Genomic DNA, 23326 nt, shown 5'->3' with positions numbered 1-23326 from the left:
CGTCACCTCCCGGGCGGCGGCTCGCCGCCCAGCGCGTCGAGGAACAGCACCGCCGCGAGCAGATCGGCGCTCCCGCCGGGCGAGGCCCGCAGCGCGAGCAGCGCGGCGTCGAGCGCGAGGAGGGCCCGGCGCCCCTCCGGCGTCCCCGCCCCGCCAGCGGCGAGCGCGGCGGCCGCGCCGCGCTGGGCGGCGTGGAGCCCGCGCAGCCCGGCACGGTGGAGGAGGCAGGTGTCGTCGAGGCGGGCCATGATGGCGAGGAGCGCGTCGAGGCGGGCGGCCTCCTCGCCGGCCCCGCGCGCACGCGCCTCGCGCAGCGCTGGCCAGCCCACCGCCACGGCGTGCGGGAAGCCGGCGCGCGCCTCGCCCCGCGCGCCGGCCACGCGGAAGCGCAGGCAGGCGAGCGAGCCGTGGGAGCCGGCGGCGGGGGCGAAGCGGTCGGGGAGCCGCGCCAGCATGGCGGCGCGGGCGCCGAGGGCCGCCGGCGCGCCGGCGCCGCCCTCCTGCGAGGCCGCCGCGACGAGCAGGCCCAGCGCCCACAGCGCGCCCCGGTGCGTGTTGACGCCCCCGGTGGCGGCGAGCATGGCGCGCTCGCCGGCGCGCCCCAGCGCGCCGAGCCGCTCCCGCAGCGCGAGGCCGGCGGGCGCCCCGGCCGCCGCCTCCGCCATGGCCGCGAAGGCGCCGCGGAGCGCCTCGGCCGAGCGCCGCATGAGCGCGAGGTCGAGGTCGTGGTGCGCCCCCCGGCCGCGCCGGTCCACCAGCGCCGGCTTGGGCGTGAGCTCGGCCTCCTCGACCAGCGCGCGCACCGCCAGCGCCGCCAGGCGGTCCGGGACGGGGCTCGCGTCGAGGCGCGCGGCGGCTGCGAGAGGCGGCACGCGCTCACCAGCTCCGGAACCGTGCGGGCGGCTGGTAGAGGCCCCCCGACCACGTCACGAGGTCCTCGATGCTCCGCGCGGCGAGGAGTGAGCGCCGCGCCTCGCGCCGCCGCACCCCGAGGTCCTCCGGCAGGGCCACCAGGCCGCGGGCGCGGAGCGAGGCGGTCCGGCGCGGATCGGCCGCGCGGCCGACCGGCGTCGCCCCCGCCACCGCCGCCAGCGCGGCGCGCCGCTCCTCGGGGCCGCCGGCGCGGTACAGGTAGGCCACGCCCTCCTCGGTCACGACGTGCGAGACGTCGTCGCCGTAGATCATGACCGGCGCGATGGGCATGCCGCTCGCCTTGCCCACCGCCACCGCGTCGAGGCTGTCGACGAACACCGGCTGCCCGCCGCGCTGGAAGGTCTCGGCGAGCTGCACCACGAGCTTGCGGCCGCGCACCACCTCGCCCTCGCCCTGCGCCAGGTCGAGCCAGGCGGGCGTGCTGTGTCGCCGGCCGCGGGGGTCGTGCCCCATGTTCGGCGCGCCGCCGAAGCCGGCCAGGCGCCCGAGCGTCACGGTGGAGGAGTTCGCGTCGCGGTCCATCTGCAGCGTCGAGCCGACGAAGAGGTCCACCCCGTACTGCCCGGCGAGCTGGCACAGCACCCGGTTCGAGCGCAGGCTCCCGTCGTGCCCGGTGAAGAAGACGTCCGGCCGGGCGCGGACGTACTCCTCCATCCCCACCTCGCTGCCGAAGCAGTGGACGCTCTCCACCCAGCCCGCCTCGATGGCCGGGATGAGGGTGGGGTGCGGATTGAGCGCCCAGTTCCGGCAGATCTTCCCCTTGAGCCCGAGCGCCTCGCCGTAGGTGGGCAGGAGGAGCTCGATGGCGGCCGTGTCGAACCCGATCCCGTGGTTGAGCGAGGTGACGCCGTGGCGCTCGTACACGCCGCGGATCACCATCATCGCCATCAGGATCTGCAGCTCGTCGATCTGGCGCGGGTCGCGGGTGAAGAGCGGCTCGACCGCGTAGGGCCGGTCCGCCTGCACGACGAGGTCCACCCACGAGCCGGGGATGTCGACCCGCGGGAGCTCGTCGGAGAGCTCGTTCACCTGGGCGATGACGAGCCCCTGCCGGAAGGCGGCCGCCTCCACGATGGTGGGCGTGTCCTCGGTGTTGGGGCCGGTGTAGAGGTTGCCGCTCGCGTCCGCCTTCTCGGCGCAGACGAGCGCCACGCGCGGCGAGAGGTCGATGAACATCCGCGCGTAGAGCTCGACGTAGGTGTGGATGGCCCCGATCTCGAGCCGGCCGTCCTCGAGCAGCTGCGCCACCCGCAGGCTCTGCGGGCCGGCGAACGCGAAGTCCACCCGGCGGGCCAGGCCGCGCTCGAACAGCGCCAGGTGCTCGGGCCGGGTGATGCTCGAGATGAGCAGGTGCAGGTCGTGCACGCGCGCGGGGTCGAGCTGCGCCAGGGAGCGGGAGAGGAAGTCGGCCTGCTTCTGGTTGTCCCCCTCCAGCACCACGCGGTCGCCCGGCGCGAGGAGCGCCTCGAGCGCCTCCACGGTGCGCTCCCGCCGCAGCACCTTGCCGTCGGCGAACGAGGCGATCCGCGCCAGGCGCCGCGCCTTGTCGTCGGCGAGCGTGCGCCACGACCGGCGAGGCGCGCCCGCCGTGCCCGGCACCGCGGGCGCCGGTGACCCCCCCGAGTCCAGCCTCGAAGCGAGTTCGTGCATTGTGGATACTGTATACAATGGCGAAGCGAAGCGTCAACCGGCGGGTGCACAGTCGTTTCAGGACTGAAAATGCTAGCTCATGACGCGATGGGCCACCCGCAGGAGCCCCGCCGGGGCGTTTGACGATTCAGCCAGCATTGTATACAGCGTACAGGACGAGCTACCCCCCTCTCGCTTCCAAGACGACCCGCGCTGATCGGTGAGGAGACGATTCCATGAACGCTCTCATGACGCGTAGGCAGCTCCTGCTCGGCCTCGCCGGCGCCCCCCTCGCGGCGGCCTTCGCCCGGCGCGCCGGCGCGGCCGGCAAGATCGACCTCAAGATCTCGCACCAGTTCCCGGGGGGCACGCTCACCGAGGGCGACTTCCGCGACCGCCTGTGCCGGAAGTTCGCCGCCGAGCTCGCGCAGCGCACCGGCGGGGCGGTCGCGGCCACCGTCTACCCCGGCTCCTCGCTCATGAAGACGAACGCCCAGTTCAGCGCCGTCCGCAAGGGCGCCCTCGACCTGTCGCTCGTGCCGATCTCCTACGCCGGCGGCGAGCTGCCGGAGCTCAACATCGGCCTCATGCCGGGCGTGGTGACCTCGTACGAGCAGGGGATGGCCTGGAAGCGCTCGGAGGTCGGCAAGTACTTCTCCGACCTGCTCGCCGACAAGGGCGTCCTGATGGTGAGCTGGATCTGGCAGGCGGGCGGCGTCGCCTGCCGCAGCAAGGCCATCGTCGAGCCGGACGACGCGAGGGCGCAGAAGGTCCGCGGCGGCAGCCGCGAGATGGACATGGTCCTCAAGACCGCCGGCGCGACCGTGCTCTCCCTGCCCTCGAACGAGATCTACGCCGCCATGCAGACCGGCGCCCTCGACGCCGCCATGACCTCCTCGACGAGCCTCATGTCCTTCCGGCTGGAGGAGGTCTCGAAGCAGCTCGTCACCGGCCGCGGCAAGGCCTACTGGTTCATGCTCGAGCCGCTCATCATGTCGCGGGCGATCTTCGAGCGGCTGCCCAAGGACGTGCAGGCGACGGTGATGCAGCTCGGGGCCGAGCTGGAGACCTTCGCCACCGAGATGGCGAAGGCCGACGACCAGCAGGTGGCGGTGGCCTACCAGAAGGCCGGCGCCCAGACGCACGACCTCTCCGAGGCGACCGTCCGCCGCTGGCAGGACATCGCCCGCGCCACCGCCTGGAAGGACTTCGCGGCGCGGAACGACCGCTGCGCGAAGCTCCTCGCGCTGGCGGAGAAGACCCTGTGAGCGCGCTCCCCGGCGCCGAGCTGGCGCCGCACGCCGCCCCCGCGCCGGTCGCCCTCCGGCGGACGGGCGCGCTCGCCCTCGCGGGCCGCGCGCTCGACGCGATCAACCGTGGGCTGCTGGGGGTCTCGATGCTGGCCCTGCTCGGCGCGGCCGGCGTGCTCACCGGGAGCGTCCTCACCCGCTACTTCTTCAAGATCCCCACCGACTGGCAGGACGAGGCGTCGGTGTTCCTGATGGTGGCGGCCACCTTCCTCTGCGGCGCCTACGTGCAGTCCTACCGCGGGCACGTCGGCATCGCCGCCCTGGCGTCGCTGCTGCCGCCCCGGGTGGAGCGCTGGCGCCGCGCCGTGGCCGACCTCATCTCGCTCCTCTTCTGCGCCTTCTTCTCCTGGAAGTCGTGGACGCTCCTCCACGAGGCGGTCGCGGAGGGCCAGACCTCGTCCTCGAGCTGGGCGCCGCCGCTGTGGATCCCCTACTCGTTCATGGCGGTCGGGATGACGCTGGTGGCGCTGCAGCTCCTGGTGCAGCTCCTGCAGCACTTCGCGCGGGCGGAGGTGGCCCGATGAGCGTCTCGGTCGTCGGCGCGCTCTACGGGGCCGCCACCCTGGTCGTGATGTTCTCCGGGATCCCCATCGCCTTCGCGCTCGGCGCGGTGGCGGTGACGTTCATGTACTTCTTCATGCCGGGCGCCGCGCTCGACACCGTCACCCAGAACGTCTACGAGGAGATGTCGAGCATCACGCTGCTCTCCATCCCGCTCTTCATCCTGAAGGGCGCCGCCATCGGCAAGTCGCGCGCCGGCGCGGACCTCTACTCGGCCATCCACGCCTGGATGCGGAAGATCCCAGGCGGCCTCGGCATCGCCAACGTCTTCGCCTGCGCGCTCTTCGCCGCCATGGCCGGCTCGAGCCCGGCCACCGCCTCCGCCATCGGCAGCGCCGGGATCCCGGAGATGCGCGCCCGCGGCTACTCGCCCCGGCTGGCGACCGGCATCATCGCCGCCGGCGGGACCCTCGGCATCCTGCTCCCGCCCTCCATCACCATGATCCTGTTCGCGGTCGCCTCGGAGCAGTCGCTCGGGCGGCTCTTCCTGGCCGGGGTCGGGCCGGGCCTCTTGCTGGTCGTGCTCTTCTCCGCCTACACCGCCTTCCGCTTCCAGCGCGACCGGGCCGCCCGCCGCCTGGCGGAGCCCGCGCTGGAGGAGGAGCCCGAGCTCACGCTGCGCGAGAAGACGCGCATGCTGCCGAAGGTCGTGCCGTTCGTGCTCCTGCTCATCGGCGTGATGGTGGCGCTCTACGGCGGGTATGCCACGCCCTCCGAGACCGCCGGGCTGGGGGCCATCCTGGCGCTCTCGCTCATCGCCATCATCTACCGCGTCTGGCGGCCGCGCGACGTGAAGCCGATCCTGACCGGGACGCTCCGGGAGTCGACCATGCTCTTGTTCATCATCGGCATGTCGCTCCTCTACTCCTACGTCATGAGCTACCTGCGGATCAGCCAGTCGGCCGCGGAGTGGATCGTGGCCATGCACCTCTCGCGCTGGCTGCTCCTCGCCGCCATCCTGGTCTTCGTGGTGGTGCTCGGGTTCTTCCTGCCGCCGGTGTCGATCATCCTCATGACCGCGCCCATCATCCTGCCGCCGCTCCGGGCGGCCGGCTTCGACCTGGTCTGGTTCGGGGTGGTCATGACGGTGGTGATGGAGATGGGGCTCATCCACCCGCCGGTGGGGCTCAACATCTTCGTCATCAAGAACGTGGCGCCCGACATCCCGCTCGGCGAGGTGGTGTGGGGCGTGGTGCCGTTCGTCGGCCTCATGGTGGTGGCGGTGGTGCTGGTCTGCGTCTTCCCCGGGATCGCCACCGCGCTCCCCGACGCGCTCATGGCGAGCCGCTGACGGCGCGGCCCGGGGGTCAGCGCCACGCCCCCGGGCGCGCGTAGACGGTCGCGAGCGGCACCTCGTCGAGCGCGAGCACCTCCACCGGGCGCGCGTCCCCGAAGGCGGTCCAGGTCCGGTACTCCTTGTCCCGGAACTCCTGGTGGAACTGCCACAGCGAGAGGTCCGCCTCCTCCGGCCCGCTCGCCCAGCGCAGGTCGGCCCGGAGCCGCCCGTCGCGCTGGTAGGCGCGCACGGCGAGCGCGGTGGTCTCCTGCCACCAGATGCGCGCGCCCGGCGCGGCGTGCGCGTCGATGGCCGCGAGGAGGCCCACCGGCGCGTCGCCCCAGTACTGCCGCTGCATCCCGAGGGTGGCCGCGCCGGGCGCGCCGCCCGCCAGCTCGTTGTAGGCGGCGGTGCCGTACGGGTGGAGGTGGGCGACCGCCCACGCGCCGGGCGCGAGCGCCGCGAGGCCCAGCGCGGCGGTGACGGCGCCGGCGCGGGCGGGCCACAGGGCGCGGCCGGCGGCGGCGAGCGCGCGCGCGCCGAGCAGCGCCAGGAAGGGCATCGAGGGCAGCCAGTGCTTCACGCCGCCGAAGATCGGCACCGTCGGCCAGGCGATGAGCGCGATGGAGAAGGCGGCCTGGAGGAGCCAGAGGAGCTCGTCCGAGGCCGCGCGCGTCCGCCGCTCGGCCACCAGCCGCCCGAGCGCGTGCAGGAAGCCGCCGCAGTAGACGAGCAGCACCGCGGCCGGCACGGTGAGCGCCGTCACGACGAAGGGGTAGGCGACGGGGAAGGGGGGCTCGCGCAGGATGCGGCCCAGGTAGAGCCAGCTGTAGTTCTCGTGCTGGAGGTGGAACGCCAGGTAGGCGCCGAGCCGCGCCCAGCCGTCGCGCCAGAGCCAGGGCCAGGAGGCGAGGAGCACCGCCGGCCCCAGGATCGCCATGGCGGGGAAGGCGAGCGGCAGCGGGCCGAACGGCTCGCCGCGGCGGCGCGCCAGCGCCCGCGAGAGCGCCCAGTGCGCGAGGAGGAGCGGCGGCAGGAACCAGGCGTTGTGCTTGGTCGCGACCGCGGCGCCGAAGGCGAGCCCGGCGATCGCCGCCCGGCCGAATTTCGCCGCGCGGGTCGGCGCGGGCGAGAGGCTCCGGCGGTAGGCGAGCACCACCGCCAGCCACAGCGCCGTGATGGGCAGGTCCAGGGCGGCGGGGTGGCCGTGGTAGAAGTGCCGCGGCACCGCCCAGAAGAGCGCCGGCGCGAGGAGCCCGCCCGCGAGCCCGGCGAGCTCGAGCCCGATCGAGGCGAGCAGCGCCGAGAGCAGCGCGCCGAAGGCGCAGGCGCCGAGCCGCGCGCCCTGCAGGTGGCTCGTCCAGCCCAGCCGCTCCGTGAAGAGCGCGTGGGTGGCGCCGTAGAGCTCCTTCGCGAGCGGGGGGTGCTCGTGGTTCACCGCGAAGGCGCGGTCGCGCGTCGCCAGCGCGGCCCGCGGCGAGCGGAGGAGCCCGCCCCAGAACGCGGCGTAGGACTCGCCGGCCACCAGGTACACGCTCTCGTCGCGCCCGATCCCCTGCGCCGGTGCCGTGGCGGCGAGCACCGCGAAGGTGAGCGCGGCCCAGGCGAGCGGGAGGAGGTGCCTCATGGCAGCGCGTACGCCTCGAGGCACAGCGGGCGCGCGCCGCCGCGCGCTGCGCGGACGGTGACCGTGAGCGCCGCGGTCCGGCCGGCCTCGGCCGCGGTGTCGAGGTCGGCGGGGTGCCAGCCGGGGTCGCCGCCCCGCTCCCGCGCCACCGCGGCCTCCCGCCCGTCGAGCGCGACCTTCACCTCGACCGGCGGGTCCCCCTCGAGCGCCGGCTCTCCCACGGCGCCGGCGAAGATCCGGAGCGTGCGCCCGAGCGGCACGGCGGGGAAGGAGAGGGTGAGCGGACCGCCGGCCGGCGGCGGCTCCACGACGAGGCAGGCGCGCGGCAGCAGGTCCACCTCGCGCACCTCGGCGCGGGCGCGCGGGCCACCGCGGCCGGCGCAGCGCCAGCCGCCGCCGGGCTCGCGCAGGCAGGCGCGCCCGCCGAACGACGCGGACGCACCGTCGAGCCGCTCCGAGAGCCGGAACAGGGGCAGCACCGGCGCCGCCAGGTCGAACCGCGCCAGCGCGAGGCCGCCGAGCCGCTCCGCCTCCGCGCGCACGCCGCGCCGGGCGAGGTCCTGCTCGACCTGGCCCGCGCCGCCGGGCGCACCCGGCAGCGACACCAGCCAGACGCGCCGCACGCCCGGCAGGTCCTCGCCCTCGAGCCGGGGGAAGGCGAGCACCGGGAGGCCCGCGGGCGCCACCGCCCGCGCGCGCTCGGCCCACCACGGCGCGAGCGCCACCGCGTCGCCGGGGCGTGCGTCGCGCGCGAGGCGTACCTCGAGCGCGCGCCAGTCGGAGGGGGAGGGCAATCGACCCGGCAGCGCCGCCAGGAACCCCAGCCCGTACAGCGAGAGCGCCGCCACGCCCGCCGCGAAGAGCGCCGCCACCGCGCGAGCGGCGGGGCGGGCGGCCCCGGCCGGCGGCGCCGCCGTCACGCGGTCACGTCTTCGCCAGCCGGACCTTCCGCTCGCTCTTGTCGCGATCGAACGAGCAGAGCTCGGCCTCGGGGCTGGCCGGCAGCGAGGGCGACCACGAGGGGTGCATCGCGCAGCGCGCGTCGTAGCAGTGGTGCAGGTCCCACAGGTGCCCGACGGCGTGGATGGACTCGCGCGCCAGCCGCTTGCGCCACGCCTCGATGGAGGCCTCGCTCACGCCGCGCTCGGGGAAGCGCGAGGTGGAGACCACCGCCTTCTCGCCCCCGTACTGCGCGAAGCACCAGCAGGGCGGCTCGCCGAGCGGCCCCTTCCGCATGGAGAGCTCGGCGTCGGTGAGGAACAGCACCTTGTCGTCGGCGAACGTCTTGACCGGGTTCACCTCGGCCACGAGCTTCACCGCGTCGTACCGGCCGTCGTCCTGCTCCGCCTCGGGCGGCAGCGGCCGCTCCCCGGCGTACTCGGTGCCGAGGCCGAAGGCGGTGAACAGGGTCTTGGCGAGCAGGGCGATGTCGCCCGGGTCGAACGGCGAGAGCGTCACGATCCGGATCACTTCTTCTTGCCCCCTCGCGCCGGCTTCTTCGCGGGCGCCTTCGCGGCGGGCTTCTTCTTCTCGAGCTTCTTCGGCGCGGCCTTCGGGCGCGCGGCCGCGGCCGGCCTGGCCGGCTTGGCGGGCTTCTTCGGCGCCGGCGCCGGCTTCTTCGCGGCGGCGGGCTTGCTCCGCGCCGCCTTGGGCGGGACGGGCTCGGGCTTCTTGGCGGGTGCCGGTGCGCCCTTCTTGCGGGGCGCGGGCGCGGGCTCCTCGTCGGCCTCCAGCGGCTCCTCGCCGCCGGCCGCCTCCTCGCCCTCCACCTCGCCCTCCTCGGCGGACTCAGGCTCGAGGTCGCTCTCGGTGTCGGGCAGCGGGATGTCGTCGGGAGAGGGGACGCCCGGCAGCGCGGCGGCCTCCTCGGCGCCCGGCGCCGCCTCCTCGCCGGCGGGGCGCTCGCCCTCGCCGAGCCCCAGATCGCCCAGGCCGAGGTCGTCGAGGCCCAGGTCCTCGTCGTCGGTCCGGACCACCTTGCGGCGCGGGCGGGCCGGCAGCTCCACCGGCTTCGGCGGCGGCTTCAGCTTGAAGGTGACGCCCGGCGGCGGCATGAGCGCGTAGTCGATGTAGTCCTCGGCCAGGCCGGGCTCGACCGCCAGCGACACCGCCACCTCGTGCACCAGCAGGTGGCGCGCGTTGTCGTACTGCTCGCGCTCCTTGGCCGGGAGCGGCCGGATGCGCGACAGGGAGTGAAGCCCCTTCACCACCTCGGCCACGCCCAGCACGCCGCCCGCGATGAGCCGGTCGGCGTTATCGCGGTGGCGCACCTTCCAGTCGAGCTCGGGGTCGTCGTACTGCGCGGCCAGGTAGTGGAAGACGCCCTCGATCTGGTCGCCGCTCGCCACCTTGCGCAGCCCGATGGTCGGGACCTTGCCCTTCGGCACCAGGACGGCCGCGCCGTCCTCCTCGCGCTCCATCCGGACCAGCTCGAGCTTCTGCCCGGCGATCTCCTTCTTCTCGATCCCGGTGATGCGGCAGACGCCCTGGTTCGGGTAGACGACGCGGTCGCCGGGCTCGAGCTCGCCGGCATCGGTGATGACGCCTTCGACGGCCGGGAGCTGCTCCTTGGGCTCCTCGTGCCGCGCGGGTGGGCCTTTCACGAGATCCCCCTTACCACGCGCGTTCTGGGGCAGCAACGACTTCGCCGGAGCACGCGGGCGCCTCGTCCGTGAGCGTGACCAGGGCGCCCGGCCGGCAGACCGGGCAGGCCGGATCGCGGCGCAGCTTGAGCTCGTGGAAGCGCGTCTCGAGCCCGTCGAACGCGAGCAGCCGCCCCACCAGCGGGGCGCCCTGGCCGAGCAGGAGCTTCAGCACCTCGTTCGCCTGCAAGAGGCCGACGATCCCGGGCAGGACCCCGAGCACGCCCGCCTCGGCGCAGGAGGGGGCGAGGTCGGCGGGCGGCGGCTCCGGGTAGAGGCACCGGTAGCACGGGCCGCGGCCGGGCCAGAGCGTCGTCACCTGGCCCTCGAACCGGTACACCGAGCCGTGCACGCAGGGCACGCCCGCGAGCACGCACGCGTCGTTCAGCAGGTAGCGGGTGGGGAAGTTGTCGCCCCCGTCCACCACCACGTCGAAGCCGTCGAGGATGCGCTGGACGTTCTGGCTGGTGAGCCGCTCCTGGAACGGGATCACCTTCACGCCGGGGTTGAGGGCGCGGATCGCCTCGGCCGCCGAGGCGGTCTTGGGCAGGCCCAGGGTGCGGGTCGAGTGGAGCACCTGACGCTGCAGGTTCGAGAGCTCCACCACGTCCGAGTCCACGATCCCGAGCGTGCCCACCCCCGCCGCGGCCAGGTAGAGCGCGGCGGGCGAGCCGAGGCCGCCGGCGCCGAGCAGGAGCACCTTGGCCGCGAGGAGCCGCGCCTGCCCCTCCTCGCCCACCTCCGGGATGACGAGGTGCCGCCGGTAGCGCTCCTTCTGCTCCGCCTCGAGCACGTCCGGCTTCACGGTGGGGAAGCCCAGGTCGTGCCAGCGCCCGTAGCCGCCGGCCATCGAAGCGACGCGCTGGTAGCCCATCTCCGCGAGCGTGCGCGCCGCGAGGGCCGAGCGGTGGCCGGCGGCGCAGTAGAGGACGAGCTCCGCCCCGCGGTCGGGGACGAGCGCCTCCACCCGTGCCTCGAGGTGGCCGCGCGGGAGGTGGCGCGCGCCGGGGAGGTGCCCGCCGCTCCACTCGTCCGCCTCGCGCACGTCGAGCAGGAGGGGCGGCGCGCCCGTGGCGACGCGGCCCTGCACCTCCTCCGGCGAGACCTCGCGCACGGCCGCGCGGGCGGCGGCGAGGAGATCGCGGTAGCTGGTCATCCAGAGGGCTTACCGCCGGCGCGCGACCGGATCAATGTGCGCCGGCCCGCCGCCGCGCCGTCAGCGCCCGAGCCGCTGCTGCCGCCGCCGCGCCGTCTCCAGCCAGCGCACGTTCTCGAGCCACCGCACGTTCCCGGCCGGGCGCGCCGCCTGCGGCTCGAGGCCGCGCAGCGCGCGCCAGATGGCGTGGCCGCGGCGGGCGGCGGTGACCGCGGTGACGAGGCCCAGCAGGGCGAGCGCGCTCCCCACCACCACCTCGCCCCCCGGCGGGCCGAACGCCGCGTCGAAGAGGGGCGAGAGCGCGCAGGGGAGGCCGGTCAGCACCACGCGCTCCGCGCGCTGCATCCCGCCCACCTTGACCTCGGCGCCCGCCCCGAGCGCCTCGCCGCGCGCGCGGGCGTACGAGACCATCACCGAGGAGCCTGCCGCGGTGAGCGCCGCGTACAGGCCGGGTCCCTCGCGGAAGTAGATCGAGAGCCCCCCGAACACCAGCAGCTCGGCGACGCGGTCGAGCGTCGAGTCGAGGAAGGCGCCCGCCTTCGACGCGCTGCCCTGCGCGCGCGCCACCCGGCCGTCCACGAGGTCGAGGCTGGCCGCGAAGAGGTAGAGCCAGCCGCCGACGGAGAGGTGTCCGAGCGCGAGCAGCGCCGCCGCGCCGCCCGTGAGCACGGTGCTGGCGAGGGTGATGGCGTTGGGGGTGACGCCGAGCTTGAGGCAGGCGCGCTCGACCGGCCCCCACAGCCAGACCCACCACTCCATCCACCACTTCCAGATCGGCGCCGCGCTCCGCGCCTCGATGTACGGCGTCCGCGGGCGGCCGACCGTGGCGCAGCGGCCGGCGAAGGCCGCCATGGTGGCGAGGAGGAAGAGGACGACCCCGCCCAGCGGGAGCAAGGCCTCGACCGTCCGCAGCGCGTGGGCTGTCACGCATGCAAACTAGCCACCGCTGCTCTCCCGCGATACGTCCAGGCGGGCGGGCGGGCGTTCCCCTTGGGGCGCGCCGGGGCGCGCACCCCTAGTCGGGGGAGCGGAGGCGCCGCGCGGCGAGGTCCACGTACTCGGGGTCACGCTCGAGCCCGAGGAAGCGGCAGCCGGCCCGCACCGCCGCCACACCGGTGGTGCCGGAGCCGCAGAACGGGTCCAGCACCAGGTCGCCGGGGCGCGCGCTGGCCGCGATGACGCGGTCGAGGAGACCGAGCGGCTTCTGCGTCGGGTGGCGGCCGTGCACCTTCTCGCGGGGTGCGGGCGTCGGGAGCGACCAGATCACCTGCTCGCCGCCCGGCTCCGGGCGCTCGGCGATGGCCCACAGGTCGCGCATCTGCTTGCCGCCGTTCTGCGCCTTCATCTCGCGGTAGTTGAAGCGGTGCGCGAGCGGGCGGAGCCGCTGCGGGCTCGCCCAGAGCAGGATCTCGGTGGAGTGGGTGAAGAAGCGGCAGGCCAGGTTGGGCGAGGCGTTCGGCTTGTACCAGGTGACGGTGTTGAGCAGGTGGAAGCCGAGCTCCTGCATGGCGTAGCCGACCGAGAAGATGACGTGCTGCGTGCCGGAGACCCAGATCGTGCCGGACGGCTTCAGCACGCGGCGGCACGCCCCGAGCCACCGCGCCTGGAACGCGTGGTCCTCGCTCACGCCGCCCGAGCGGTCCCACGCGCCCTTGTCCACGCTGGCGCGGCGGCCGCTCTTGCAGGTGCTGCCGCCGTTCGACAGGTGGTACGGGGGATCGGCGAACACCAGGTCCACCGAGCCGGGGGGCAGGCGCTCCAGCGCCTCCAGGCAGTCGCCCTGGACGAGGGTCCAGGCGGGCCCGCGCTCGGCGGTGCCGGGGAGGTCGTCCCAGTCGTGCAGATCGAGGCGTCGGGCCATGACGATCGGTATGCGTCGATATCGGATCCGCGTCAAAAATTCGGACGAGCTGGGTTATGGTGCCGAGCTCTCTCGAGGACCCTCCATGGCCGACCGCGCACCCAGCACCTTCTCCCTCTGGCTCGACGAGGCGCTCTCCAGCTGGATCCTCCCGGTGGCCGCGCTGGCGGCGGTCGCCGCCGTGGGCGGGCTCTACCTGGCCGGCTTCGCCGGCGAGGAGGCGACCGCCACCCTGGTGGTGCTGGTGGTGGCGGCGCTGGCGGCGGTCTTCCTGGTCCGGCCCGCGCTCGACGCCCGCCGCGAGCCCCTGGCGCGCGGCCTCGCCGCCGCGGCCGCGATCGCCACGCTGGTCGCGACGCTCCTGCCGGCGCTCCGCACGGTCCGCCCGGGCGAGCCGCTCTTCGCCGGCGACGTGGGCCAGGTGGGCGACAAGATCGCTGTGCCGCCCGCGGCCGCGGGCGCGGTCCGGCTCCTCGTCTCGGGCAAGCTGCCCGAGCGCGGCGAGCCTTCGGTGACGTTCACCCTCGGCGGCACCAAGGAGCCGGTGGAAGGCAAGCTGGAGCGGACCTACGGCTACGCGCGCGTGGGCCGCGGCACGCGCGCCCGCGTCGCGCACGACCACACCGCCGACTACTACCCGGCGGACCTCCCCGCAGGCGCCAGCGCCCTCGAGCTGGAGCGGCTGCAGGGCCAGCTCGGCAGCCGGCTGGCGGTGGCAGTCTTCCGCGAGCCCATCCCGTTCGCGGGCGGCCCGTGGATCCTGGCGGGCCTGGCGCTCCTGCTCGCCTGCGCCGCCGACGCGCGGCTCGGCCAGCGCAACAACCTGTCGGTGGCGGCGGGGATGGCGCTCGCCTTCGCGCTGCTCGTCACCTACAACGCCACCCCGGCGGCCGCCGTCGGCCCGTCGGTCGGCGGCGTGGTGCTGGGCGGGCTGGCCGGCTCGCTGGCCGGGTGGATCGTCGGGGCGCTGGTGCGCCAGGTGGTGCCGCCCGCGCCCCGCCGGACGCCGGCCGGCAAGGGCAAGGCGGTCACCGCGGCCTGAGTGGCTCCGCTCGACTCCGCCTTCGTGAAGGAAGCGGCCCTCGCGGCCGGCTTCCACCAGGCCGGCGTCGCGCCCGCCGGGCCGCTCGATCCGGCCGCGCTCGACCGGATGCTCGCCTGTGGCGCCGAGGCCGACATGGTCTGGCTCCGCACCCAGCGCGCGGAGCGGCTCGACCCGGCGCGGCTGTTGCCCGGGGTGAAGAGCGTCGTGGCGCTGGCGCTCTCCTACCTCGAGCCGGACGGCGCCCCGGAGCCGGCCGAGGGGCGCGTGGCGCGCTACGCCCGCGGGCGCGACTACCACGGCGTCATGAAGCGGAAGCTCAAGGACCTCGTGGCGCGGCTCCGCGCGCGCGACCCCGAGGTGCGCACCTACCAGAGCTCCGACCTCGCGCCGGTGATGGAGAAGGCGTGGGCCGAGCGGGCGGGGCTCGGGTGGGTGGGCAAGAACGGCTGCCTCATCACGCCGCGCTTCGGGAGCTGGGTGCTGCTCGCGACCGTCCTCCTCGACCGCGCGCTCGAGCCCGACGCGCCGCACCCGGAGCGCTGCGGCTCGTGCGCGGCGTGCCTCCCGGCCTGCCCCACCGGCGCCATCGCGGCGCCGGGGTTCGTGGACGCGCGCCTGTGCCTCTCGTTCCAGACCATCGAGCGGCGCGGCCCCATCCCGGAGGAGGTGGCCGCCCGGCTCGGGCCGTGGGCCTTCGGCTGCGACGACTGCCAGACGGTCTGCCCCTGGAACCGCGGCGCCGAGGCGCGCTGCGACCCGGAGCTGCGCGCCCGCGACGGGCAGCGCGGCCTCGACCTCGACGCGCTCCTGGCGCTCACCTTCGAGGAGTACCAGCGCCGCTTCTACGGCACCGCGCTCGCCCGCGCTCGCTACGAGGGGCTGGTGCGGAACGCGGTGCTGGCGGCGGGCCACGCCGGCGACGCGCGGCGGCTCCCCGCGGTGGAGGCGCACCTGGCGAGCGCGCACGAGGGGGTGCGCGAAGCGGCGCGCTGGTCGGCGGTGCGGCTGAAACGAGCGGCGGCCGGCGCTAAGACCGGGGCATGAGCTCCCTCGCCGATCGCCTCGCCGCCGCCCGGAGCGGCGCCGCCGTGGGGCCCGCGCTCGCCCGCGGCCTCCTCCGGCTCACCGGCCGCCAGCGGCTCGAGTTCGTGCACCGCCTCTCCACCCAGAGCGTGAAGGCGCTCCAGCCCGGGGCGGTGGCGCACCTCGCGTTCCTGGACGGGAAGGCGCACGTCATCGGCGACGCGCTGCTGGCGGTGCGCCCGGGCGACCTCCTGCTCGAGGTCGAGCCCGAGGTGGCGGAGCCGCTCCGCGCCCACCTCGCCCGCTACGTGCTCCGCGACGACGTGAAGCTCGAGGACCTCTCGGCGGCCCTGCGGGTGGTGCCGGCGCTGGGGCCGGAGGGCGTCGCGCTGGCGCGGGCGCGCGCGCCCCAGGTGGCCGCCTTCGAGCACCCGCGCCGGGGCGCGCCGGCGCTCGACGTGGCGCTGCCGGCCGCCGAGGCGGAGGGGCTGCGCGAGGCGCTGGTCGCCGCCGGAGCGACACCGCTCGGGGCGGAGGACCTCGAGGTGCTGCGCGTGCTGGGCGGCGTCCCGCGCCAGGGCGCCGACATCGACCCGGCGCGGCTGGTGATGGAGGCGGCCCTCACCGCGAGCGCGGTCGCCTTCGACAAGGGGTGCTACCTGGGGCAGGAGATCGTGCTCCGCGGCACCTTCCGCGGGCAGATCCAGCGCGGGCTGGTCCAGCTCGCGCTCCCGGCCGGCGCGGGCCCGGGCGCCGCGCTCCGGGCGGGCGGCCAGGAGGTGGGCGCCGTGACGAGCGCGGTCGAGACGCCCGAGGGGCGGGTGGGGCTCGGCTACCTCCGGCGCGCCCACTGGAACGAGGGCGAGCGCCTCGAGACCGAGGGCGGTGAGGCGGTCGTGCGGCGAGTGCTCGTCGCGGAGCGGGAGCCGGCGGGAGGGAGAGCCCCGGGGCTGCGGATGGCGGGTCGCTGAGCGGCTGCGCCGGCGCGAGGACCTCGTACCCTGGCCGCGGTTCCGAGCGGGCGGCGGGGTGGCCCTCCGGCGTCGCTCCGGACGACCTGCCGGGTAGGTACGGCGGCCGGTTCAGAAACGCGCGGAGGCCGGGCAACGCATCGTGCCGCGCCGACACGGCGCACGAGGTCCGCGCGCCGGCGCGGCACCGGCGTTGCTGGCGGCCGTACGGCGGGCGGGAGTCTCACGCAGGTCGGCCTCCGCTCCTTCGGAGGGCCACCCCGCCGCCCGCTGGCGGGCGTCGTCTTCCGCACGTCGAGGTCGCGGTCGAGGTCGCGGTCGCGGTGCCGCTGGACCTGCTCCCCACCCGATCGCCTCGATCGGTCACGAAGTCCCGACCGTCTCGTCCCCCTCGCTCCTCGCGGCGGAGATCGGGTCGGCCTTCCCCGCGAGCCGGTCGAGGTCGCGCCGGATCGCCGCCAGCTCGTCGCGCAGCTCGGCCCGGGTCGCGCGCAGCTCCTGGCGCACGTCCTCGAACGTGTAGCGGATCTCGTCGGCGGTGAGGCCGAAGAGGTGCCGCTCCAGCGCGGCGCGCAGGCGGGCGGGGAGCCGGATCAGCTGCCACCCCCCGCCGGGCAAGCGGCGATGGCCGTGGAGGGATCGATGGCGTCCGACCCGGTCACGAGCTCCTTCACGACGCCGTCGGCGCCCACCACCACGTTGGCGCGGTTCGCCAGCTTCACCACCGGCATGAGCCCCACGTACTGGCTCGCCACCTGGCCGCCCGGGTCGGAGAGGAGCGCGTAGGGCGCGCCCACCTTCTCCTTGAACTTCTTCAGCGTCTCGAGGTCGTCGGTGGAGATCCCGAACACCTGCGCCCCCTTCTTCGCGACGTCGGCATACCGGTCCCGGTACGCTGTGGCCTGCTTCGTTCAACCAGGGGTGAACGCCTTGGGGAAGAAGAACAGCACCACCGGGCCGCGGGCGAGCTCGCGCGAGAGCGTCACCTGGCGGCCGGTCGTGTCGCTCAGGGTGAAGGCGGGGGCGTGGTCGCCCACCTTCAGCGGGGCCGAGCCGAGCAGCAGGGCGAGGAGCGACATGGTCATCGAGACCTCCGTCGGCCACTCCTAGCGCGGCCCGGGCGGCGGCGCCACCGGCCCGGCGAGCCGCCGGGCGAAGCGCTCGGCGAGCTCGCGCACCTCGGGCGTGGTCTCGACGCCCGGCACCACCGCGGCCGGCCGGAGGCGCAGCCCCACCAGCCGCCCTGGCTGCGGCAGCCAGTCCATGAGCGCGTCGGGCTGCCCGCCGCAGGTGGCGACGAGGGTGCTCGCCCGGCACGCCTCGCCCAGCCGGAGGACGATCGCCCGGCGCGCCTCCTCGCTCTCGGCGTCGGTCTCGACGGCGAGGTCGGCGTGCGTCGCCGCCTCGTCGAGATCGGAGGTGGCGAGGATCCCGTCCAGCGCCCGCTGCTTGTCGGCGGGGCCGATGGCGCCGGAGGCGAGCGCGGCCTCCACCTCGCGGCGGATGCGCGCCTGCGCGCCCTCGAGGGCGGCGGAGTCCGGGTGGTAGAGCCGCACCGTGACCCCCGCCAGCGCGGCCTCGCGCGCGAGCTGGCAGCCGTCCTCGCCGGCGCCGGCCACCGCGATGAGCGTCACCTCCCTCACGGCCGGGATCCAATCGCACCCGCCTCACCCTGACAAGGTGCCCCGCCCGGGAGGGCCCGGGCACGAGCCGCTGGCGCCCGGCGGCGGCTGGGGCAAGATGGAGGCGTGAATTCCGGGCCGGCCCGCGCGTCGGTCCGCTCACCCACCCTGGAGATGACCATGAAGCGGCTCCTGCTCGTCCTCGCGCTCGCCCCCGTCGCCCTCCTCGCCGCGTGCGGGGGGACCGCGTGCACCTCCACCGCCGCGACGCCGCAGAACACCGGCTCGCCGAGCTGCAACCTCGCCGCCGGGCAGACGGTGACCGTCAGCGTGGCGCTCTGCGGGAAGTGCACCGACACCTCGCCGAGCTGCCAGGCGGAGTTCGTGAACAACGAGGTCGAGATCGCGCCGACCGTGCAGCAGTGCCAGGAGCAGGCGGGGTGCAACATCGCCGCCGGCTGCGACGTCACCTCGCCGCACGCGACCTGCTCGCTCACCATCCCCGCGGGCACCACCGGGTCCGTGCCGCTGCGGCTCATCGCGGACAACACCTACAGCGGCACCGTGACCATCGGCTCCGGGACGAGCTGCAGCCTCTAGGGACCCATTCCGCCGGGCCGAGCCCGGCGGTTCGTCAGGCGTACCGCACGCCGCGCTTCATCTCGCGCAGCCGGCGCACCCGCTCCTCGAGCGGCGGGTGCGTCGAGAGCAGGTTCATGATGGCGCCGCCGGCCCCGCTGAAGGGCTGGACGATGAAGAGGTGCGCCGTGGCCGGCCCGCCGTACTGGTAGGGGATGGCCTCGTTGCCGCGCTCGAGCTTGAGCAGCGCGTCGGCGAGGGGGTCGGGGTCGCCGATGAGGGCGGCGCCCGAGGCGTCGGCGCCGTACTCGCGCGAGCGCGAGACGGCGAGCTGGATGATCATCGCCATGATGGGCGCGAGGATGGCCCAGGCCAGCATCTCGAGGCCGCCGCCGCGCCCCTCGTCGTCGCGGCGCGACAGGCCGCCGAACATGGCGCCCCACTGGATCATGTGGCCGAGCGAGCTGATGAGGCCGGCCACCGCCGCGGCGATGGTGGAGATGAGGATGTCGCGGTTCTTCACGTGCGACAGCTCGTGGGCCAGCACGCCCTCGAGCTCGCGCCAGTCGAGGATCCGCATGATGCCCTCGGTGACGGCGACCGCGGCGTGGGAGGGGTTGCGGCCGGTGGCGAAGGCGTTGGGCGTCTCCGACGGGATGACGTAGAGCTTCGGCATGGGCAGGCCGGCCTTCTGCGTCAGCCGCTCGACGATCTCGTAGAGCTGCGGGAGCTGCTCGCGCGTGACCGGCTGCGCCCGGTGCGCCATGAGCGCCAGGCGATCCGAGAACCAGTAGGAGAAGAAGTTGATGGCGAGGCCGATGGAGCCGAAGAGCAGCATGCCGCCGGAGCCGCCCCACGCCTGGCCGCCGATGGCGAGCACCGCGATGAGGAACGCCATCAGCATGGCGGTCTTGAGGTAGTTGCGCCCCACGCCAGCGGAAGGCTTGGGGAGACCGCGCACGGGTGTCGATTCGGACCAGGCCATGCGCGCAACATAGCCAGCGCCGGCCCCTCGTCAAACGGTGTCTCCGCCGACCCCCCGGCCGCCCGCTTTCTACCCGGCGGCGGCGGGCCGTGCTAAAGCCAAGGCGGCGATATCGCCAGGAGATCTGGGATGGCGGCGAAGGTGAAGGGGAAGGGCGCAGCGCAGCTCGAGCTGGTGCGGACGGAGCAGACGGCGAAGCCCCGGCGCGCTCCGGCCAAGGTGGCGGCGCCCCCGGCGGCGCCGGCGGCGGCCGTGGTGGTGCCGGTGCCCGACGACGCGGGGGAGCGGCCGCGCGAGGCGCGGGCGCCGAAGCGGCGCGCCACCGCCGAGCAGATGGCGCAGAAGCAGCGCGAGATCTCGATCTCCGAGTTCTTCACCAAGAACCGGCACCTGCTCGGCTTCGACAACCCGTCGAAGGCGCTGCTCACCACCATCAAGGAGGCGGTCGACAACTCGCTCGACGCCTGCGAGGAGGCGGGCATCCTCCCCGAGATCACCGTCGAGGTGCGCGACCTCGCCTGGGAGGCGTCGAAGGACGGCGACCTCACCAAGGGCGAGGGGCGCTTCGTGGTGGCCATCGAGGACAACGGCCCCGGCATCGTCAAGGCGCAGGCGCCCAAGATCTTCGGGAAGCTCCTCTACGGCTCCAAGTTCCACCGGCTGAAGCAGTCGCGCGGGCAGCAGGGCATCGGCATCAGCGCCGCCGCCATGTACGCGCAGCTCACCACCGGCGCGCCCATCCGCGTCACCACCCGCACCGCCCGCGGCAAGCCGGCCCAGTTCTTCGAGATCCAGATCGACACCCGGAAGAACAACCCGGTGGTCACCGACGAGCGGGAGCTCGCGGAGTGGACCCAGGAGCACGGCACGCGGGTCGAGCTCGAGATCGTCGCCAACTGGCAGCAGGGGCAGCGGTTCGTGAACCGCTACGTCGAGCACACCGCGCTCGCGAACCCGCACGCCACCGTGCGCTACCTGCGCCCGAAGCAGGAGCCGCTCGCCTTCCCCCGCGCCACCGAGGAGCTGCCCAAGGAGGCGCTCGAGATCAAGCCGCACCCGCACGGCGTGGAGCTCGGCGCGCTCATGCTCATGGCGGCCGAGTCGAAGAGCCACGACGTGAAGGGCTTCCTGCAGGCCGCCTTCTCGCGCGTGTCGCCGCCGGTCGCGGACGAGATCCTGAAGCGGTGCGCCTTCAAGGGGCGGGTGCGGCCGCGCGACCTGGCCGAGGACCGGGCGCTCGCGGAGAAGCTGCACAAGGCCATCGGCGCCACCAAGATCATGGCGCCGCCCACGAACTGCCTGTCGCCCATCGGCGACGCGCTCATGCGGCGGGGGCTCGTCAGCTTCCTCAACGTGATCGAGACGGAGGGGCCGGAGGAGGAGACCCAGCTCGACCTCGACCAGGCCGGGAAGAAGAAGGCCTCGAAGAAGGAGAAGGCGGCCAAGGCCGAGGCGCCGGTCGTCCCCGACGCGCCGCCCGAGGAGGGGGTCGAGAAGATCAAGGGGCACAACTACTTCATCGCCACCGTCACCCGTCCCCCCAAGGTGTACCGCGGCAACCCCTTCCAGGTGGAGGTCGGGCTCGCCTACGGCGGCTCCTGGCCGGCCGACAAGACCATCGAGCTGTTCCGGTTCGCGAACCGGGTGCCGCTGCTCTTCCAGCGCGGCGCCTGCGGCGTGACCGAGGCCATCGTCAAGACCGACTGGCGGAACTACCTCCTCTCCCAGCCGAAGGCCTCCCTGCCGGTGGGGCCCATGGCGCTCCTCGTCCACATCGCCAGCGTGTGGGTGCCCTTCACCAGCGAGTCGAAGGAGGCGGTGGCGCACTACCCCGAGATCATCCGGGAGATCCAGCTCGCGGCGCAGGAGTGCGGCCGCAAGCTCGCCACCCACATCCGCAAGCAGAAGCACGCCGACTACCAGGCGCAGCGCCGGAGCATCTTCGAGCTCTACATCGAGGAGGTGGCGGCGGCGCTCCACAAGATCAGCGGCAAGTCGCGCGACGCCATCAAGCGGGACTTCCTGCGGGTGGCGAACCAGGTGACCGAGGCCGACCTCGAGGAGCAGGACGCGGCCCTGGAGGCGCAGAGCAAGAAGCTCACCAAGAAGCCGCGGCGCGGCGGGCGCGAGGAGGCGGAGTAAGCGATGGCCAGGCTCGACGCGGTTTCGAAGCAGACGGCGCACAAGATCGAGAAGCTGGCCGAGACGGTCATGCGCTCGGTGAAGGGCGGGCAGAACCCCTTCGTCGAGATCCCCATCCGCTCGCTCGCCAACGTGAAGTTCAACGAGAAGCGGCGGCTGGTGGAGCTCGGGAACCAGAAGCAGCGGCGCTACTTCTTCAACGTCGCCATGGCGAAGAAGTTCATGCAGACGTTCCTCGTCTCGGACGCCTGCAAGGAGCTCATCGACGCCGGCAAGACCACCAGCATCCGCGACCTCTACTACATCACCAAGCACACCATCGGCGAGACCAAGCAGAACACCTTCGAGGAGCAGGACGAGTCGGATCCCATCATCGAGGACCTCGAGGTGGCGGTGGACGCGCTCCGCGAGGAGCTGCACCTGTTCGCCTCGCGCAAGGGCTCGATGGTGGGGCCCATCACCATCCGCGACTCGGGCGACACCATCGACCTGCGCCGGATGGGCTCGGGGGGCTGGGCGGTGCCCTCGATCGTGGAGGAGAACGTCATCCAGTTCGTCCGCCACGAGGCGAAGTACATCCTGCTCATCGAGAAGGACGCGGTCTGGACGCGCTTCAACGAGGACAAGTTCTGGAAGCGCGAGCGGTGCATCATCCTGCAGGGCGGGGGGCAGCCGCCGCGCGGCGTCCGGCGCCTGGTGCAGCGGCTGCACAGCGAGCTGAAGCTGCCGGTCTACGTGCTCGTCGACAACGATCCCTGGGGCTTCTACATCTACTCGGTGATGAAGCAGGGCTCGATCAACCTGGCGTACGAGTCGATGCGGATGGCGGTGCCCGACGCGCGCTTCATCGGCCTCAGCTCGTTCGACAAGGAGGCGTACCAGCTGCCCTCGAACGTCGCCATCAAGATGGACGAGGGCGACGAGGCGCGGGCGAAGCAGATGCTGGGGTACCCCTGGTTCCAGGCCAAGCAGTGGCAGCGGGAGATCCAGGAGATGGTGCGCGCGGGCGTGAAGTTCGAGCTCGAGGCGCTCTCCCGGCGCGGGATCAGCTTCATCACGGAGGAGTACCTGCCGCGGAAGCTGAAGGAGAAGGACTGGCTCGAGTAGTTGACCCATCGCGGGCGGCGGCTAGACTCGCCCGCTCACCACACCGAGGAGCTGACGAACATGCCGACGCCGAAGGGGAATCGCAGCAAGCGCAAGGTCTCGAACCGCTCGAAGACGAAGCGCGCGCAGGCCACCCGCAAGCGCACGCTGAGCGTGAAGCGCAAGCGCCGCGCGAAGAAGTCCGCCTAGCGGGTCACGCGGCGCCGCCGCCCACATGCAGCTCCGCGCAGTAGCCGCAGAGCGCCTGGGCGGCCGGCGCCGGCCGGGCCAGCCCCTCGAGCACGAGGTCCCACTGCTCGGGCGCCCCGGGGTCGCGCAGGCGCCGGCAGCAGGAGCACTGGGTGAGCCGGCCCTCCGCGTCGCGGTAGGCCGCGAGGGGCCGGTAAACCACCTCGTAGACCTCGCCGATCGGGCGCTCCCGCACCAGCGCGTGCACCACCCGCACCCCGACCGCCTCCCCGCCCTCGAGCACGGCGTCGAGCCGGGTCGAGAGCAGCGCGGCGATGGAGGGGGTGTTGCACTCGCTCACCTGCGTCACCGTCCTCGGGCGCGGGACGCTCGCGTCGAGCGCCCGCTGGAGCAGCGCCGCGTAGCGCTGGCGCACCTCGTCGCCGTGGATGTGATCGAGCCAGCGCGTGCCGATGAGCGCCTCGCCGAAGCAGCCCGGCCCGCCGCCGTTCTCGGCGGCGTGGCGCTCCCAGGCCTCGTTGACGAAGAGGAAGGTGCCCTGCGCGTCGAGCAGGCACCCCGGGCTCTTCTCCGAGGCGAGGGACCGGATGGCGGCGGCGAGCGCGGTGTGGTGGGCGGCGGGGCGCACGCAGCGCCGTATTGCGAACCGGGTGCCAGCCCCAACCCCG

The 23326-nt window shown here is 74.3% G+C and carries 24 protein-coding genes; 10 read left to right on the top strand and 14 right to left on the bottom strand.

Annotated elements, in window-relative coordinates:
- Nucleotides 1-2: 2 nt before the first annotated feature.
- Entirely contained in the window at nucleotides 3-872 is an 870-nt protein-coding gene (locus tag HWY08_RS17925; protein ID WP_176067761.1) for a triphosphoribosyl-dephospho-CoA synthase, read from the bottom strand.
- A 4-nt stretch (nucleotides 873-876) separates the two neighbouring features.
- Nucleotides 877-2583 (bottom strand): malonate decarboxylase subunit alpha, encoded by a 1707-nt coding sequence (gene mdcA, locus HWY08_RS17920; protein ID WP_176067760.1) that lies wholly within the window; start codon nucleotides 2581-2583, stop codon nucleotides 877-879.
- Between the two features lie 215 nt (nucleotides 2584-2798).
- On the opposite strand from mdcA, the gene dctP reads away from it, so the two are divergent.
- The 3 genes from dctP to HWY08_RS17905 are packed head-to-tail and all read left to right on the top strand — an operon-like array spanning nucleotide 2799 to nucleotide 5724.
- Nucleotides 2799-3830, top strand: a complete 1032-nt coding sequence (gene dctP / locus HWY08_RS17915) for a TRAP transporter substrate-binding protein DctP (protein ID WP_176067758.1) — start codon at nucleotides 2799-2801, stop codon at nucleotides 3828-3830.
- Nucleotides 3827-4396: a TRAP transporter small permease gene (locus HWY08_RS17910; protein WP_209005178.1), complete on the top strand. Its 570-nt coding sequence runs from the start codon at nucleotides 3827-3829 to the stop codon at nucleotides 4394-4396. Before dctP ends, HWY08_RS17910 begins: the two co-directional genes overlap by 4 nt.
- Nucleotides 4393-5724, top strand: a complete 1332-nt coding sequence (locus HWY08_RS17905) for a TRAP transporter large permease (RefSeq protein ID WP_176067756.1) — start codon at nucleotides 4393-4395, stop codon at nucleotides 5722-5724. The genes HWY08_RS17910 and HWY08_RS17905 overlap by 4 nt, the downstream gene beginning before the upstream one ends.
- A 16-nt stretch (nucleotides 5725-5740) precedes the next feature.
- On the opposite strand, the gene HWY08_RS17900 is transcribed toward HWY08_RS17905, so the two are convergent.
- The 7 genes from HWY08_RS17900 to HWY08_RS17870 all read right to left on the bottom strand — a co-directional run bounded on the left by HWY08_RS17900 (nucleotide 5741) and on the right by HWY08_RS17870 (nucleotide 12995).
- Nucleotides 5741-7336, bottom strand: coding sequence for a glycosyltransferase family protein (locus HWY08_RS17900; protein ID WP_176067754.1), 1596 nt, complete (start codon nucleotides 7334-7336; stop codon nucleotides 5741-5743).
- On the bottom strand, nucleotides 7333-8256 hold the full coding sequence (locus HWY08_RS17895; RefSeq protein ID WP_176067752.1) for a hypothetical protein: 924 nt from the start codon (nucleotides 8254-8256) through the stop codon (nucleotides 7333-7335). Before HWY08_RS17895 ends, HWY08_RS17900 begins: the two co-directional genes overlap by 4 nt.
- Before the next feature lie 4 nt (nucleotides 8257-8260).
- Nucleotides 8261-8806 (bottom strand): archaemetzincin, encoded by a 546-nt coding sequence (locus HWY08_RS17890; protein ID WP_176067750.1) that lies wholly within the window; start codon nucleotides 8804-8806, stop codon nucleotides 8261-8263.
- The gene (locus HWY08_RS17885) at nucleotides 8803-9939 is read right to left on the bottom strand and encodes a CarD family transcriptional regulator (protein WP_176067748.1); all 1137 of its coding nucleotides are present in this window, start codon (nucleotides 9937-9939) and stop codon (nucleotides 8803-8805) included. The genes HWY08_RS17890 and HWY08_RS17885 overlap by 4 nt, the downstream gene beginning before the upstream one ends.
- A gap of 10 nt (nucleotides 9940-9949) precedes the next feature.
- Nucleotides 9950-11134: a molybdopterin-synthase adenylyltransferase MoeB gene (moeB, locus tag HWY08_RS17880; RefSeq protein WP_176067746.1), complete on the bottom strand. Its 1185-nt coding sequence runs from the start codon at nucleotides 11132-11134 to the stop codon at nucleotides 9950-9952.
- Between the two features lie 60 nt (nucleotides 11135-11194).
- A complete protein-coding gene (locus HWY08_RS17875; protein WP_235969694.1) occupies nucleotides 11195-12061 on the bottom strand; it encodes a CDP-alcohol phosphatidyltransferase family protein in 867 nt (288 codons plus the stop codon).
- 88 nt (nucleotides 12062-12149) lie between these two features.
- Complete coding sequence (locus HWY08_RS17870; protein ID WP_176067744.1) at nucleotides 12150-12995, bottom strand: DNA-methyltransferase; 846 nt, start codon at nucleotides 12993-12995, stop codon at nucleotides 12150-12152.
- Between the two features lie 85 nt (nucleotides 12996-13080).
- Between HWY08_RS17870 and HWY08_RS17865 the strand changes: the two genes are divergently transcribed.
- The 3 genes from HWY08_RS17865 to ygfZ are packed head-to-tail and all read left to right on the top strand — an operon-like array spanning nucleotide 13081 to nucleotide 16034.
- Nucleotides 13081-14037, top strand: a complete 957-nt coding sequence (locus HWY08_RS17865; RefSeq protein ID WP_176067742.1) for a hypothetical protein — start codon at nucleotides 13081-13083, stop codon at nucleotides 14035-14037.
- Nucleotides 14038-15084 (top strand): tRNA epoxyqueuosine(34) reductase QueG, encoded by a 1047-nt coding sequence (queG, locus tag HWY08_RS17860; protein WP_176067740.1) that lies wholly within the window; start codon nucleotides 14038-14040, stop codon nucleotides 15082-15084. It begins immediately after the preceding gene.
- Nucleotides 15081-16034 (top strand): CAF17-like 4Fe-4S cluster assembly/insertion protein YgfZ, encoded by a 954-nt coding sequence (ygfZ, locus tag HWY08_RS17855; RefSeq protein WP_176067738.1) that lies wholly within the window; start codon nucleotides 15081-15083, stop codon nucleotides 16032-16034. The genes queG and ygfZ overlap by 4 nt, the downstream gene beginning before the upstream one ends.
- Before the next feature lie 363 nt (nucleotides 16035-16397).
- Here the strand turns inward: ygfZ and HWY08_RS17850 are convergent, their stop codons facing one another.
- From HWY08_RS17850 to HWY08_RS17840, 3 genes are read right to left on the bottom strand one after another with little or no spacing between them, the layout of a single operon-like run.
- On the bottom strand, nucleotides 16398-16652 hold the full coding sequence (locus HWY08_RS17850; protein ID WP_176067571.1) for a hypothetical protein: 255 nt from the start codon (nucleotides 16650-16652) through the stop codon (nucleotides 16398-16400).
- Nucleotides 16628-17113 carry a peroxiredoxin gene (locus HWY08_RS17845; protein ID WP_235969702.1) on the bottom strand — a complete coding sequence of 162 codons (486 nt, stop codon included), beginning with the start codon at nucleotides 17111-17113 and terminating at the stop codon, nucleotides 16628-16630. Before HWY08_RS17845 ends, HWY08_RS17850 begins: the two co-directional genes overlap by 25 nt.
- Nucleotides 17114-17140: 27 nt before the next feature.
- Complete coding sequence (locus tag HWY08_RS17840) at nucleotides 17141-17677, bottom strand: 3-hydroxyacyl-CoA dehydrogenase NAD-binding domain-containing protein (RefSeq protein ID WP_176067733.1); 537 nt, start codon at nucleotides 17675-17677, stop codon at nucleotides 17141-17143.
- Nucleotides 17678-17836: 159 nt separating this feature from the next.
- On the opposite strand from HWY08_RS17840, the gene HWY08_RS17835 reads away from it, so the two are divergent.
- Entirely contained in the window at nucleotides 17837-18256 is a 420-nt protein-coding gene (locus tag HWY08_RS17835) for a hypothetical protein (protein ID WP_176067731.1), read from the top strand.
- A gap of 34 nt (nucleotides 18257-18290) precedes the next feature.
- Here HWY08_RS17835 and HWY08_RS17830 read toward each other — a convergent pair whose 3' ends face one another.
- The gene (locus HWY08_RS17830; protein WP_176067729.1) at nucleotides 18291-19220 is read right to left on the bottom strand and encodes a zinc metalloprotease HtpX; all 930 of its coding nucleotides are present in this window, start codon (nucleotides 19218-19220) and stop codon (nucleotides 18291-18293) included.
- Nucleotides 19221-19349: 129 nt separating this feature from the next.
- On the opposite strand from HWY08_RS17830, the gene HWY08_RS17825 reads away from it, so the two are divergent.
- From HWY08_RS17825 to HWY08_RS22060, 3 genes are read left to right on the top strand one after another with little or no spacing between them, the layout of a single operon-like run.
- Complete coding sequence (locus tag HWY08_RS17825) at nucleotides 19350-21362, top strand: DNA topoisomerase VI subunit B (protein WP_176067727.1); 2013 nt, start codon at nucleotides 19350-19352, stop codon at nucleotides 21360-21362.
- A gap of 3 nt (nucleotides 21363-21365) precedes the next feature.
- Nucleotides 21366-22469, top strand: a complete 1104-nt coding sequence (locus HWY08_RS17820) for a DNA topoisomerase IV subunit A (protein ID WP_176067725.1) — start codon at nucleotides 21366-21368, stop codon at nucleotides 22467-22469.
- Nucleotides 22470-22529: 60 nt separating this feature from the next.
- Nucleotides 22530-22658 carry a hypothetical protein gene (locus HWY08_RS22060; protein WP_255499705.1) on the top strand — a complete coding sequence of 43 codons (129 nt, stop codon included), beginning with the start codon at nucleotides 22530-22532 and terminating at the stop codon, nucleotides 22656-22658.
- 4 nt (nucleotides 22659-22662) lie between these two features.
- On the opposite strand, the gene HWY08_RS17815 is transcribed toward HWY08_RS22060, so the two are convergent.
- Nucleotides 22663-23286 carry a PAS domain-containing protein gene (locus HWY08_RS17815; protein ID WP_176067723.1) on the bottom strand — a complete coding sequence of 208 codons (624 nt, stop codon included), beginning with the start codon at nucleotides 23284-23286 and terminating at the stop codon, nucleotides 22663-22665.
- Nucleotides 23287-23326: the final 40 nt, after the last annotated feature.

Source organism: Anaeromyxobacter diazotrophicus (genome assembly GCF_013340205.1).
In the GTDB taxonomy this organism is placed as follows: Bacteria; Myxococcota; Myxococcia; order Myxococcales; family Anaeromyxobacteraceae; genus Anaeromyxobacter_A; species Anaeromyxobacter_A diazotrophicus.
Note: the sequence above shows the minus strand (reverse complement) of the source record. Positions and strands in the feature narration are given on the sequence as shown.

Excerpts from the sequence above, each read along its gene's own strand:
- moeB (WP_176067746.1), bottom strand. The coding sequence starts at position 11,134 with ATGACCAGCTACCGCGATCTCCTCGCCGCCGCCCGCGCGGCCGTGCGC.
- HWY08_RS17905 (WP_176067756.1), top strand. The coding sequence starts at position 4,393 with ATGAGCGTCTCGGTCGTCGGCGCGCTCTACGGGGCCGCCACCCTGGTC.
- HWY08_RS17835 (WP_176067731.1), top strand. The coding sequence starts at position 17,837 with ATGAAGCGGCTCCTGCTCGTCCTCGCGCTCGCCCCCGTCGCCCTCCTC.
- HWY08_RS17870 (WP_176067744.1), bottom strand. The coding sequence starts at position 12,995 with ATGGCCCGACGCCTCGATCTGCACGACTGGGACGACCTCCCCGGCACC.
- HWY08_RS17865 (WP_176067742.1), top strand. The coding sequence starts at position 13,081 with ATGGCCGACCGCGCACCCAGCACCTTCTCCCTCTGGCTCGACGAGGCG.
- HWY08_RS22060 (WP_255499705.1), top strand. The coding sequence starts at position 22,530 with ATGCCGACGCCGAAGGGGAATCGCAGCAAGCGCAAGGTCTCGAACCGC.
- HWY08_RS17825 (WP_176067727.1), top strand. The coding sequence starts at position 19,350 with ATGGCGGCGAAGGTGAAGGGGAAGGGCGCAGCGCAGCTCGAGCTGGTG.
- mdcA (WP_176067760.1), bottom strand. The coding sequence starts at position 2,583 with ATGCACGAACTCGCTTCGAGGCTGGACTCGGGGGGGTCACCGGCGCCC.
- ygfZ (WP_176067738.1), top strand. The coding sequence starts at position 15,081 with ATGAGCTCCCTCGCCGATCGCCTCGCCGCCGCCCGGAGCGGCGCCGCC.
- HWY08_RS17820 (WP_176067725.1), top strand. The coding sequence starts at position 21,366 with ATGGCCAGGCTCGACGCGGTTTCGAAGCAGACGGCGCACAAGATCGAG.
- dctP (WP_176067758.1), top strand. The coding sequence starts at position 2,799 with ATGAACGCTCTCATGACGCGTAGGCAGCTCCTGCTCGGCCTCGCCGGC.
- HWY08_RS17830 (WP_176067729.1), bottom strand. The coding sequence starts at position 19,220 with ATGGCCTGGTCCGAATCGACACCCGTGCGCGGTCTCCCCAAGCCTTCC.
- HWY08_RS17900 (WP_176067754.1), bottom strand. The coding sequence starts at position 7,336 with ATGAGGCACCTCCTCCCGCTCGCCTGGGCCGCGCTCACCTTCGCGGTG.